Source organism: Prevotella marseillensis (genome assembly GCF_900625065.1).
Classification (GTDB): domain Bacteria; phylum Bacteroidota; class Bacteroidia; order Bacteroidales; family Bacteroidaceae; genus Prevotella; species Prevotella rara.
The window spans coordinates 122,001-135,388 of the sequence record NZ_UYXY01000001.1 but is presented as its reverse complement, the minus strand read 5'-3'; the positions used below and the strand labels follow the sequence as shown (position 1 = coordinate 135,388).

Sequence of the window (13,388 nt, the reverse complement as noted above, 5' to 3'; positions counted from 1 at the left end):
AATACACAAATGCTAAACTAAAGAAGATATTGGCCAAAATAAACGCTATACCGAGAGAGAAACTTGATTTTTCAACTTCCTAAAACGGTGTTGTTCAAACATTTCTACTTATTTGTACTTGCCAGTTGAACCTACGCTTCCCTAATAAAATGTCTATGGTAAAAAGTTAAAAAATCCTCCCACTTTTGTTAGATATATTTTTTTGTGTAATTTTGTAATCGTTATGCGGCAGTAATAATATACATATTAATACGAGTTAGTAATCCTGTAGTTCTCATATGCTACGAGGAGGTATTAAAAGGTGCGTTTCGACAATGCATCTACTGTAGTATATTATTGCTTAATCCAAATGAATATTATAAATTTAGGAATTCTTGCTCACATTGATGCAGGAAAAACTTCCGTAACCGAGAATCTGCTGTTTGCCAGTGGAGCAACGGAAAAGTGCGGCCGTGTGGATAATGGTGACACCATAACGGACTCTATGGATATAGAGAAACGTAGAGGAATTACTGTCCGGGCTTCTACGACATCTATTATCTGGAATGGAGTGAAATGCAATATCATTGACACTCCGGGACACATGGATTTTATTGCGGAAGTGGAGCGGACATTCAAAATGCTTGATGGAGCAGTCCTCATCTTATCCGCAAAGGAAGGCATACAAGCGCAGACAAAGTTGCTGTTCAGTACTTTACAAAAGCTGCAAATCCCGACAATTATATTTATCAATAAGATTGACCGTGCCGGTGTGAATTTGGAGCGTTTGTATATGGATATAAAAACAAATCTGTCGCAAGATGTCCTGTTTATGCAAACTGTTGTCGATGGATCGGTTTATCCGGTTTGCTCCCAAACATATATAAAGGAAGAATACAAAGAATTTGTATGCAACCATGACGACGATATATTAGAACGATATTTGGCGGATAGCGAAATTTCACCGGCTGATTATTGGAATACGATAATCGCTCTTGTGGCAAAAGCCAAAGTCTATCCGGTGCTACATGGATCAGCAATGTTCAATATCGGTATCAATGAGTTGTTGGACGCCATTTCTTCTTTTATACTTCCTCCGGCATCAGTCTCAAACAGACTTTCAGCTTATCTCTATAAGATAGAGCATGACCCCAAAGGGCATAAAAGAAGTTTTCTTATAGTTAAAAAGAAATGGTTTGCGAATTACACAAACGAAATTTGAGAGTTAGAAGTGACTCCAACTCTTCTTTATAGTTTCCGATATTGTCGAAGAAATCCTTGATGGCCTGTCTGAATTTCTCTTTTGTCCTGTAGAATCCGGTGTTAATGACCTTCTTCCTGAGGAACTTCCAAAGCCTTTCAATCAAATTGAGGTTCGGCGAGTAAGGCGGCAGGAATATCTGTTTGATTTTCGTCCCGTTTACCCATTCCTTGAGCTTTTTGTTGTGATAATAGCGGGCATTGTCGGAGATGATATAGATGACGGAAGCTTCGGGATGCCTTTCCAAGGCTGACTGATAAACATCCCGGGTGGATTCGGCATTGACGCTCTCACAGTCATGCGCTATCACATCTGTCACGTCATATGCATTAAGCAACCCGTTGATGTTCACCCTGTCACGACCGCTGACGGTCGGCTGTTCAAGTCTCTCGCCTTTCTCTATCCACGCATAAGTGGAACGGCTGTTGTGGGTCGGATGGACACCGTCCGCATAATAAACCACCGCATCTTCCGGCATACCGGAAAGAATTTCTGAAAGTTTCCCGGCAAAGGCCGCCTGCCTTGAGGCATCAGCCTCACAAGGGACTTCCGATGTCTTCTTATAGGTAAATCCGATGCGGTTCAGCAAGTCTGCAACCCCCTGGGGAGTGTATTCAACGCCGAATGCGGACTTTATCCAGGCCGCCACACCTTTGGCATCCGTATATATGTGCTCGCGTAGTTCCTTGCACAAGGCTGCCAGCTGACGGCTGTCAAGAAGCCCCCAATAACCCTTGTAACGGTTTTCCAGAAGTTCATCAGCACCACCATGTAAATAAGCGGAACGATAACGGTATACAGTGGAAACGTCTATTCCAAGACATGAGGACACGAAAGAGGGCGTATTACCCATGCCCAACATCAGAATGCAAGTCACACGGGCATAGTCGGAACTTCCGGCTAAATTCCGTTGAAGTTTACGCAAAACTTCCATTTCTGATGTCGACAACTGAATTTCCATAGTGCAAAGATACTATTTTTTGAATGATTTTTCGCATTTCACTTACTTTTGACTATAAAATAATTGACGGAAGTCTGAGACTTCGAGACGTTGTAAGAATCAACGATTCGGAAAAATTCATCAAGATTAAAAATCTAAAGACTATTTATCAGGGCAGAGAGATAAATGTTGATGAAGTGGGTGCCAATGATATCGCGATTGTAGAAGATATAGAAGATTTTCGAATCGGAGATTATTTAGGTGCTAAACCTTGTTTGATTCAAGGATTATCTCATCAGCATCCCGCTCTCAAATCCTCCGTCCGGCCAAATAAGCCCGAAGAGAGAAGCAAGGTGATATCCGCTCTGAATACATTGTGGATTGAAGACCCGTCTTTGTCCTTTTCCATAAACTCATATAGTGATGAATTGGAAATCTCGTTATATGGTTTGACCCAAAAGGAAATCATACAGACATTGCTGGAAGAACGATTTTCCGTAAAGGTCCATTTTGATGAGATCAAGACTATCTACAAAGAACGACCTATAAAAAAGGTCAATAAGATTATTCAGATCGAAGTACCACCCAACCCTTACTGGGCCACAATAGGGCTGACTCTTGAACCCTTACCGTTAGGGGCAGGGTTGCAAATCGAAAGTGACATCTCCTATGGTTATCTGAACCATTCTTTTCAAAATGCCGTTTTTGAAGGGATTCGTATGTCTTGCCAATCTGGTTTACATGGATGGGAAGTGACAGATCTGAAAGTAACTTTTACTCAAGCCGAGTATTATAGCCCGGTAAGTACACCTGCTGATTTCAGACAGCTGACCCCTTATGTCTTCAGGCTGGCTTTGCAACAGTCAGGTGTGGACATTCTCGAACCGATGCTCTGTTTTGAGTTGCAGATACCCCAAGTAGCGAGTTCCAAAGCTATTACAGATTTGCAAAAACTGATGTCTGAGATTGAAGACATCAGTTGTAATAATGAGTGGTGTCATATTAAAGGGAAAGTTCCATTAAATACAAGTAAAGACTATGCCTCAGAAGTAAGTTCGTACACTAAGGGCTTAGGCATTTTTATGGTTAAGCCATGTGGGTATCAAATAACAAAAGACGGTTATTCTGATAATATCCGCATGAACGAAAAAGATAAACTTTTATTCATGTTCCAAAAATCAATGTCATTAAAATAATGGAGCGGTCAGGAAATTTCTATAAGGCAATACGGTTGGGATATATACTTATCTCCATTCTTATCGGATGTATGGCATATAATAGCCTCTATGAATGGCAGGAGATAGAAGCATTAGAACTTGGCAATAAAAAAATAGACGAGCTCCGAAAAGAAATAAACAATATCAATATTCAAATGATAAAATTTTCTCTATTGGGTGAAACAATACTGGAATGGAACGATAAAGATATCGAGCATTACCATGCACGGCGTATGGCAATGGACAGTATGCTCTGCCGTTTCAAGGCCACCTATCCAGCAGAGCGCATCGATAGTGTGCGCAGTCTTTTAGAGGATAAGGAACGACAGATGTTCCAGATAGTCCGGTTAATGGATGAACAACAATCTATTAACAAGAAGATAGCCAATCAAATTCCGGTTATTGTACAGAAAAGTGTGCAGGAACAGTCCAAAAAGCCAAAACGAAAAGGTTTCTTAGGCATATTCGGCAAAAAAAAGGAAGTAACTCCAGCAGTATCAACCACTATCCTTCATTCGGTCAATAGAAACGTAATCAGCGAACAGAAAGTGCAGGATCGCCAATTGTCGGAACAAGCCGACAGCCTTGCAGCTCGTAATGCAGAACTTAACAGACAACTGCAAGAATTGATTTGCCAAATAGAAGAAAAGGTACAAACCGAACTGCAAAGCCGGGAAAACGAAATAGTTGCCATGCGTGAAAAGTCATTTATGCAAGTAGGCGGTTTAATGGGATTCGTTCTTCTATTGTTGTTAATTTCCTACATCATCATACATCGTGATGCAAAAAGCATTAAACAATACAAGCACAAGACAACTGATTTGATAAGGCAACTGGAACAATCCGTACAACGGAACGAGGCACTGATAACGTCAAGGAAGAAGGCGGTACATACTATCACCCATGAACTGCGCACACCGCTGACAGCAATAACAGGCTATGCCGGACTGATACGGAAAGAACAGTGTGAGGATAAGTCCGGGCAGTATATCCAAAACATACTGCAATCCTCCGACCGTATGCGGGATATGCTTAACACTTTGCTTGACTTCTTCCGCCTGGACAACGGCAAGGAACAGCCCCGTCTGTCACCCTGCCGGATTTCAGCAATCACGCACACACTTGAAACGGAGTTCATGCCTGTTGCCGTGAACAAAGGGCTGTCCTTGTCCGTGAAGACTGGACACGATGCCATTGTATTGACCGACAAAGAGCGAATAATACAAATCGGGAATAACCTGCTGTCAAACGCTGTCAAGTTCACAGAAGAAGGCGGTGTTTCTTTGATTACTGAATATGATAATGGAGTTCTGACACTGGTCGTTGAAGATACAGGTACAGGCATGACAGAAGAGGAACAGAAACAAGCGTTCGGTGCGTTTGAACGTCTATCAAATGCCGCCGCAAAGGAGGGTTTCGGGCTTGGGCTTGCCATAATGCGTAATATTGTGTCGATGCTTGGCGGAACAATCCGTTTAGACAGCAAGAAAGGGAAAGGCAGTCGTTTCACAGTTGAAATTTCTATGCAGGAAGCTGAAGAACAGCTTGGATATACAAGCAATACACCTGTTTATCATAACAATAAATTCCATGATGTTGTCGCCATTGACAATGATGAGGTATTACTTCTGATGCTGAAAGAGATGTATTCCCAAGAAGGAATACACTGCGACACTTGCACCGATGCTGCGGCACTGATGGAAATGATACGCCAGAAAGAATACAGCCTGTTGCTGACAGACTTGAATATGCCCGATATAAACGGTTTCGAATTGCTGGAACTGTTGCGTTCGTCCAACGTGGGCAATTCACCAACAATCCCGGTGGTTGTGGCAACCGCTTCGGGCAGTTGTAACAAAGGGGAACTATTGGCAAAAGGCTTTGCCGGATGCCTGTTCAAACCGTTCTCCATATCGGAACTGATGGAGGTTTCCGACAGGTGTGCCATAAAAGCGACACCGGACGGGAAACCGGACTTTTCCGCCTTATTGTCCTATGGCAATGAAGCCGTCATGCTGGAAAAGTTGATAACTGAAACAGAAAAGGAAATGCAGGCGGTACGGGATGCAGCAAAAGAAAAAGACCTGCAAAAGCTGGATTCCCTGATCCACCACCTGCGCAGTTCGTGGGAGGTGCTCCGTGCCGACCAACCGCTGAATGTACTTTACGGATTGCTTCGTGGCGATGCTCTCCCGGATGGTGAAGCGTTAAGCCATGCCGTGACTGCCGTGCTGGATAAGGGAGTGGAAATAATACGGTTGGCAGAAGAGGAAAGGAGAAAATACGAAGATGAATAAGACAAAAATAATTGTGGTGGAAGACAACATCGTGTATTGCGAATATGTCTGCAATATGCTGTCACGGGAGGGCTACCGCAATATGAAGGCTTACCACCTCTCAACCGCGAAGAAACATCTGCAACAGGCAACAGATAATGATATCGTGGTTGCCGACCTGCGTCTGCCTGACGGCAGTGGCATAGACCTTTTGTGCTGGATGCGAAAGGAGGGAAAGATGCAGCCCTTCATCATTATGACCGACTACGCCGAAGTTAATACCGCCGTGGAAAGCATGAAACTCGGCTCGATAGACTATATTCCCAAACAGCTTGTGGAGGATAAACTTGTCCCCCTGATCCGTTCCATACTGAAAGAACGTCAGGCAGGACAACGCCGTATGCCTATATTCGCCCGTGAAGGTTCCGCCTTTCAGAAAATCATGCACCGCATAAGGCTGGTAGCCGCCACCGATATGAGCGTGATGATATTTGGTGAGAACGGCACGGGCAAGGAGCATATTGCCCACCTGTTGCATGACAAGAGCAAACGTGCAGGCAAGCCATTTGTGGCGGTGGACTGCGGTTCACTCTCCAAAGAGCTTGCACCGTCGGCTTTCTTCGGACACGTCAAAGGTGCATTTACAGGTGCGGACAATGCCAAGAAAGGATATTTCCATGAGGCGGAAGGCGGCACGTTGTTTCTGGACGAGGTAGGAAACCTCGCGTTGGAAACCCAACAGATGTTGCTCCGTGCCATACAGGAGAGGCGGTATCGCCCGGTCGGAGACAAGGCAGACCGGAATTTCAATGTCCGCATCATCGCTGCTACCAATGAAGATTTGGAGGTATCGGTGAATGAAAAGCGTTTTCGGCAGGATCTTCTGTACCGCCTGCACGACTTCGGGATAACCGTTCCTCCGTTGCGTGACTGTCAAGAAGACATTATGCCGCTGGCAGAGTTCTTCCGTGATATGGCAAACAGAGAGCTGGAGTGTAGCGTGAGCGGGTTCAGTTCCGAAGCACGTAAAGCGTTGCTGACACACGCATGGCCGGGCAACGTGCGGGAACTTCGGCAGAAAGTTATGGGTGCTGTATTGCAGGCGCAGGAAGGTGTTGTCATGAAAGAGCATCTGGAACTTGCCGTGACGAAACCGACCTCTACTGTCAGCTTCGCCTTGCGCAATGACGCGGAGGATAAGGAGCGGATATTGCGTGCGTTGAAACAGGCAAACGGCAACCGGAGTGTCGCCGCAGAACTGCTCGGCATAGGCAGGACAACACTATACAGCAAACTTGAAGAGTATGGACTTAAATATAAATTCAAGCAATCATAGCCCGTAATTCACTGAATTTGGCTATCTTTGCATAACATTTGAGAAAAACGGCGATTGGCAGGAGCTTTTCGCCGCCAACATATAGGATAAGACCGCAAGGCGTTTCAAGCGAAAATCTGGTAAATTGGAACTACGGAGACGATTGCGTGATGCTTATGCTATGCTTACGCATAGCGTGCATTCACGTACTCTCCGTAAAGGCTTTACCAGAGCCATCGCTTGAAGGTAGTGTGAATTGCACGCTACTTTTTTACCCTTGCCTAACGAAAGGAAACGATTATGGGTAAAGTTCAGATTCTCGCCGTACTGACGATGGACGGATGTCTTTCTTCAGAGTTATATGATAAAGCACATCAGGATTTGTGCCTTGACCGTTGCGGTCTTGATGAAATCAGGAAGAAAGCCTTTTACCGTGTGACACCGGACTATTCCATTTCAATGCTGCACGAATGGAGAAAAGACTGCACAAACATCCGTTACCTCGCGGAAGCCACACCGGACACGGCAGACTATATAAACGGACTGCTGCGGATGCACGCTGTGGATGAAATCATACTATACACCGTTCCTTTCATATCCGGAAGCGGACGACATTTTTTTAAGTCGGCTCTGCCAGAGCAACACTGGACGCTTTCCTCTTTGAAAAGCTATCCCAACGGTGTATGTCGCATTATCTATATCCTTGATAAAAAAGCAAGATAGCCAAAATGTGCGGCAAGCATACATTTCTATTTTCAGGAATAGAATAAATGTTCCGATTACAAACAATTTAAGTCGGAGATAATTTGTCCTTGTGAAAAAATACTGAATTTTATACCTCTGAAATCCAGCACTTTGTAAAATTGAGTGTTGGATTTTTTATTTTCTGCCGCGTTTTTTGCCAATTATATTCATGTGCGCACGCAGAAAACAAAGTGTAATTTTCAAAATTGACAGAACCATGAATTATTTCTTGCTGGCGGAAACCGACTTTTTCCGCCTGATAAACGAAGCCGGCGACTGCAATATGGAAACGGCATACACGGCTTTCGCCACCCAAGTGATCGAACTGTGCAACGGCGGCATGGACATGAACCTTACCGTCATCGCGCTTGCCTACATCGAAATCGAGTTGCAGCACCATCCCGTACGTAATCTGTCAGAAGAAAAAAGAGAGATTGCCGCCTACGTCAGCAAGGCTCTGTCTTTCGTAAGAAAGATGCAGAAATTCCTTGCCACGCCCCAAGTGCCACCACTAATATCCGCCAACAACGCAACAGAAACCACCGCCAGCCTTCTTCAATGGACGGGCAATGCCATCGACCTCGTGGAACTTATCTACGGCATAGACGTGATGGGCTGCATCAACAACGGCAATATGCCGCTCAAACAGCTCGCCCCACTTCTCTATAAGATATTCGGGGTTGATTCTAAAGACTGCTACCGCTTCTACACTGATATCAAACGCCGGAAGAACGAAAGCCGCACCTATTTCATTGACAGGATGCAGGAAAAACTGAACGAGAGAATGTTGCGTGATGAGGAGTTGGAGCGGATGAGAAAATAAAAAAATATCCATTACATATGAGAAGACAGGAATACTCGTATCCTGTCTTTTTATTTTCATTTAATTATATATTAATTAGCACAATATATGTGAGTTTTTCATTCCTATAAGGACAAATTTCAGAAACGTATGTCTGGTAAATTATTGAGTCATCATAGTATGAACATATATCATTACTAAAAACAATGAAACAACTTCCATAAGATTGTGGTTGTAAAAATCGCCATTTAATGGCCCGTTTTTTTTGTAAAATTCGCCAATTAAAAAAATATGATTATCTTTGCATTATATTTTATAAGGTATGGAAACAGTAAATAGAATACTTCAAGAGAAGATTACAGCACGAATCGCGCCCAATAAAGCAGTACTGATTTTTGGTGCTCGCCGTGTTGGTAAAACGGTAATGATGCGTAAAATTGTGGACAACTATTCAGGTAGGACGATGATGCTCAACGGCGAAGACTACGACACATTAGCACTATTGGAGAATCGCTCAATAGCCAATTATCGGCATTTATTGGATGGTATTGATTTGCTGGCTATTGATGAGGCACAGAACATACCACAAATCGGTAGTATTCTGAAGTTGATAGTTGATGAAATACCGGGAATAAGTGTCTTGGCAAGTGGTTCTTCGTCATTCGATTTGCTGAATAAGACTGGTGAACCGTTGGTCGGCCGCAGTACGCAATTTCTCCTTACACCATTCTCGCAACGGGAAATCGCACAGACGGAAACGGCACTTGAAACCCGCCAGAACCTCGAAGCGCGCTTGATTTACGGTTCCTATCCCGAAGTAGTAATGATGGAGAACTATGAACGTAAAACAGACTACCTACGTGATATTGTCGGTGCATACCTGCTTAAAGATATCTTAGCAATTGACGGCTTAAAAAATTCGAGCAAGATGCGCGATCTACTGCGATTGATAGCTTTTCAGTTGGGCAGCGAAGTTTCTTACGAAGAGTTAGGTAAACAACTCGGCATGAGCAAGACGACCGTTGAAAAATACCTCGACCTATTGGAAAAGGTCTTCGTTATCTATCGTCTGGGGGCTTATTCGCGTAACCTACGCAAGGAGGTTACAAAAGCTGGCAAGTGGTACTTCTACGACAACGGCATTCGCAATGCCATTATCGGGGCTTTCTCACCGCTGGCCATTCGGCAGGATGTCGGTGCGCTGTGGGAGAACTACATCATCGGAGAGCGGCGCAAAGCGAACTTCAATGAGGGACTGCACAGGGAGTTCTATTTCTGGCGCACCTACGACAAACAGGAAATCGACCTGATTGAGGAGAGTGCCGACAGTCTTACCGCCTTGGAGTTCAAGTGGGGAAATAAAATGCCGGCCGCACCGAAAGCCTTCCAAGAAGCCTATCCCTATGCCGAGTTTCATGTGGTAAATCGGGAGAATTATTTGGAGTTCGTATAATCAATAAATTACGTATATGGAAACAAAACTACAATCCAAACAGCAATATCCGCGGTTTATCCAAAATAAACCGTGTGGTATTGACAAATTCGATGGAGGTTCGCAAGAAAGGTTGGCAAAAACTATTGCTCGCCATTTTTGTCAGAATGATTCATTGGATGAGGAATGTACTTTACCTCGAATTATCGGCATCGAAGGTATTTGGGGATCTGGAAAATCCAACGTGGTTAAAATGTTGGAACGTGAATTATCAGACGACTATTACTTTTTTGAGTATGACGCATGGGGACATCAAGAGGACTTGCAACGCCGCTCTATATTGGAATTGCTTACAAGCAAACTTATTGATGATGGTATCCTATCTGGAAATGCAACAATAAAAGTCAAAGGTGGAGGTACGAAAACCGTATCATGGTCTGAAAAGCTGAAATATTTATTAGCCCGTAAAACGGAGACCGTAACCGAAAAATATCCCCTTATCAGTAATGGTATGGTTGCGGCATTTTTGGTTGCAGTTTTAACTCCGATATTTACATTTATTGCGTATGCAGTAAAACCTACACCCACAACATGGTGGTTTTCTTTATTGTCTATTATCATAGCTGCACTGCCAGTTCTTATTGCATTGTGCGTTTGGAAATGGGCATATAGCAAAGATCATAAATATGGATGGAGTTATATGTTAGCTATTTATCAAGATAAAGTCGAAAAGGACGTTTGCTATGAGACTTTGAGCGAAGACGAACCAACGGTTTACGAGTTCAAAACATGGATGCAAGACATTTCTGATTTTATCAAGGAAAAAGGACAACGTAAATTAGTCCTTGTTTTTGACAACATGGATCGTCTCCCCGCTGAAAAAGTAAAAGAATTATGGTCTTCTATCCATACGTTCTTCGCCGATAGCGGTTTTGAAAATGTTTGGGCTGTTATTCCTTTCGATGAAACACATTTAGCTTGTGCATTCGGAGATGAGACCGACGAACAAACGAAACAACTGACCAAGTATTTTATCAATAAAACTTTCCCTATTGTTTATCGTGTTGCTCCTCCTGTTATTACCGACTATCGAAGTATATTCAACAAACTGTTTGTTGAAGCATTTGGAGAAACAGAAAATGAAGCGAAAGAAACTATAAATCGGATATTCAGATTGGTAAATCCTAATGCCAATGTTAGGGAAATTATATCATATATCAATGAGATGGTCGCTCTTAAACAAGAGTGGTGTAACGAAATTTTGATGATAAACATAGCATTGTTCTGTTTGAAGAAGACGGATATTCTGGCAAATCCAGTAGAACAAATATTGTCCGGCGACTATCTGAATGGCATTCAAACAATAATTAACAATGATCTGCAAACACAACGCGAAATTGCAGCTTTGGTATATGGTGTCGATGTTGAAGATGCTCGACAAATTCCATTGAAAAAATATATTGAAGGCTGCATCAACGGAGAAGAAGACCACGACATAAATCAATATGCAGAGACTAATAAACAATTTGACACTGTATTAGAAGAAGTTATACAATGTATGGACAATGCGCTTATCGATAAGATTATACATTGTTTGCATAAATTAACTCGAAAGAGCGATGTTATTCTGCGTGTATGGCAAAGAATAGCACAATTGAAATTAAAAGAATCCATAGAGAAGCAGGTGTTCCCTGTCGAATACCAAGAACTGCTGTTGCATTTAGACACGGAAAGCCAAAACCATGTGATTGCTCAATTATATAAGAAGATAGTTCGGTTCAATGACTTCAATGGCGGCGACTATTTCAAAACGTTAGATGCAATAGACAGGTTTATTGCGCAAAATAAGTTGGCGTGCGATTTTACGTCATTGATTGAAGCAAAAACAGTCAAGCCAAATACATTTATCGATTATATTCAAGCTGCAAATGCAACAGATGCTGCCTATCGGGATAACGCGACAACTAAAGCATATAAATATTATCAAGTAGCAACAAATTCGGAGGCGCTCGATAATTATTTGGCAAACTTACTACCCGATAATTTCGACCATGCAGATATTGTAAAAACGTTAAAAGATAATTCTACCTATACGTTTCCAACGCTTTTGCAAGCGATCACGAATTGCATTGATGAACAGAATGTAAATAAAGATAATATAGGGGCTATATTTACAACCTATCGTTTATTGGCATCTGACGAAGAAAGACCTTTACCTGTAACGTTAGATTCAACCTACATAAATCAGTTGCATTCTGAATTAGAAACTGATGGCCGAAACATTAAAGAGTCTGGATATTACGATTTAGTCGCCATGCAATTGGCACATGGTCATTCCGTTTCCTTAATAGAGGGTGGAGATATAAAATATGTTGCAGAACTCATGGACTATTATGTGGATCATGGAGACTTATTAGTAAATAGTGTGGGATGGAATATACCGCTATTAAATGAAACACTACAATACATGGTAAATCATAAACTTGGCTATAAATTATTGCTCTCAGACATATTGCCCCAATTTGAAGATATTAAGAACAGAATAGGTGTAACGGATGAGGTATTTATCGAGCATTTAGCAGAGTGGAATACCGATTTGGATAAGTATATCACTAAGAACAATATTAAAGATGTAATTCCTGACGCATCTTTTTACGATTTGACCACTAAAATAAGCAATGTCCTGACCGATCATATCAATAAAATAGCGTTCGAAGCGTTGTCTGAAATAAGTGTTGATACATTATACGCCCAAAGAACAGCACATACATCATATTATTGGTTTGTCGTAATAAAACATTTACTGGCTAAAATCAAATCCTTGCCAGATAACTTGACTGAATTTGGCAAAAAGATTCTGATGGATATTGCTTCTGGAACTCAAAGTTTGAATCCTTTCCCTAATTGTTTCAAGAATATAGTTGAAAGATTGGATAAACGAAAAATTAAATCGACAGTTACCGATATAAGAAATGATTTCTGCATCGGTAAAAAGACTATCAATGCAATAAAGTTTCAATTTTTCGAAACATGGCTTAGATCGCATGGTAATTTGAAAAGTCAAGCTGGAGACGTTATTGATAAAATAGTGAAACCTGTAATTTCCGATGGGGCATGCCGTTCATTGATTCTGCAAAACAAAGATTTTTATATGGATTTAATAAATACAGCAGGGGATGATGCTTATGAATTGAAAAAGAGTCTCCGAAACCTCATACAAAAAGATTCAGATCCGCAATTGGTTAAATTTGTCAATTCGATAGATTCAGTACCTGAGGTTGAAACCGCGTAAGTATTTGTCTAACAAGTCCGAATTTTACGATTTTACCCGTCAGAACTGAAGTGCCCCCCAAAAAAATTGTATCCAACTTTTGGGGGTCACTTCAAACTTCGATAGGGATAATTTTCAATTTTGGGGACTT

7 protein-coding genes and 2 pseudogenes are annotated in these 13,388 nt (G+C 42.1%); 8 read left to right on the top strand and 1 reads right to left on the bottom strand.

Going from position 1 to position 13,388, the window contains the following annotated elements; translation table 11 throughout:
• Positions 1-349 precede the first annotated feature (349 nt).
• Positions 350-1,156, top strand: a pseudogene (locus tag EJL04_RS00595) (GTP-binding protein); the annotation flags it as partial.
• A gap of 4 nt (positions 1,157-1,160) precedes the next feature.
• Here the strand turns inward: EJL04_RS00595 and EJL04_RS00590 are convergent.
• The gene (locus EJL04_RS00590) at positions 1,161-2,201 is read right to left on the bottom strand and encodes an IS630 family transposase (protein ID WP_125103825.1); all 1,041 of its coding nucleotides are present in this window, start codon (positions 2,199-2,201) and stop codon (positions 1,161-1,163) included.
• Between the two features lie 56 nt (positions 2,202-2,257).
• On the opposite strand from EJL04_RS00590, the pseudogene EJL04_RS00585 reads away from it, so the two are divergent.
• From EJL04_RS00585 to EJL04_RS00555, 7 genes and pseudogenes are all read left to right on the top strand, one after another.
• Positions 2,258-3,376 (top strand): annotated as a pseudogene (locus tag EJL04_RS00585) (tetracycline resistance ribosomal protection protein); the annotation flags it as partial.
• The gene (locus EJL04_RS00580) at positions 3,376-5,694 is read left to right on the top strand and encodes a hybrid sensor histidine kinase/response regulator (RefSeq protein WP_004291467.1); all 2,319 of its coding nucleotides are present in this window, start codon (positions 3,376-3,378) and stop codon (positions 5,692-5,694) included. The pseudogene EJL04_RS00585 and the gene EJL04_RS00580, both read left to right, overlap by 1 nt.
• Positions 5,687-7,009, top strand: a complete 1,323-nt coding sequence (locus tag EJL04_RS00575; RefSeq protein WP_004291471.1) for a sigma-54-dependent transcriptional regulator — start codon at positions 5,687-5,689, stop codon at positions 7,007-7,009. The genes EJL04_RS00580 and EJL04_RS00575 overlap by 8 nt, the downstream gene beginning before the upstream one ends.
• Before the next feature lie 279 nt (positions 7,010-7,288).
• A complete protein-coding gene (locus EJL04_RS00570) occupies positions 7,289-7,711 on the top strand; it encodes a dihydrofolate reductase family protein (RefSeq protein ID WP_004291474.1) in 423 nt (140 codons plus the stop codon).
• Between the two features lie 238 nt (positions 7,712-7,949).
• The gene (locus EJL04_RS00565) at positions 7,950-8,555 is read left to right on the top strand and encodes an RteC domain-containing protein (RefSeq protein ID WP_004304269.1); all 606 of its coding nucleotides are present in this window, start codon (positions 7,950-7,952) and stop codon (positions 8,553-8,555) included.
• 301 nt (positions 8,556-8,856) lie between these two features.
• Positions 8,857-9,987 (top strand): ATP-binding protein, encoded by a 1,131-nt coding sequence (locus EJL04_RS00560; RefSeq protein WP_004291480.1) that lies wholly within the window; start codon positions 8,857-8,859, stop codon positions 9,985-9,987.
• Between the two features lie 16 nt (positions 9,988-10,003).
• Positions 10,004-13,258 (top strand): P-loop NTPase fold protein, encoded by a 3,255-nt coding sequence (locus EJL04_RS00555; RefSeq protein WP_125103824.1) that lies wholly within the window; start codon positions 10,004-10,006, stop codon positions 13,256-13,258.
• The last annotated feature ends 130 nt before the right edge of the window (positions 13,259-13,388 follow it).

Bases quoted from the DNA above. Each gene is read 5' to 3' on its own strand.
- EJL04_RS00590 (WP_125103825.1), bottom strand. From the start codon at position 2,201: ATGGAAATTCAGTTGTCGACATCAGAAATGGAAGTTTTGCGTAAACTT.
- EJL04_RS00555 (WP_125103824.1), top strand. From the start codon at position 10,004: ATGGAAACAAAACTACAATCCAAACAGCAATATCCGCGGTTTATCCAA.
- EJL04_RS00575 (WP_004291471.1), top strand. From the start codon at position 5,687: ATGAATAAGACAAAAATAATTGTGGTGGAAGACAACATCGTGTATTGC.
- EJL04_RS00580 (WP_004291467.1), top strand. From the start codon at position 3,376: ATGGAGCGGTCAGGAAATTTCTATAAGGCAATACGGTTGGGATATATA.
- EJL04_RS00560 (WP_004291480.1), top strand. From the start codon at position 8,857: ATGGAAACAGTAAATAGAATACTTCAAGAGAAGATTACAGCACGAATC.
- EJL04_RS00570 (WP_004291474.1), top strand. From the start codon at position 7,289: ATGGGTAAAGTTCAGATTCTCGCCGTACTGACGATGGACGGATGTCTT.
- EJL04_RS00565 (WP_004304269.1), top strand. From the start codon at position 7,950: ATGAATTATTTCTTGCTGGCGGAAACCGACTTTTTCCGCCTGATAAAC.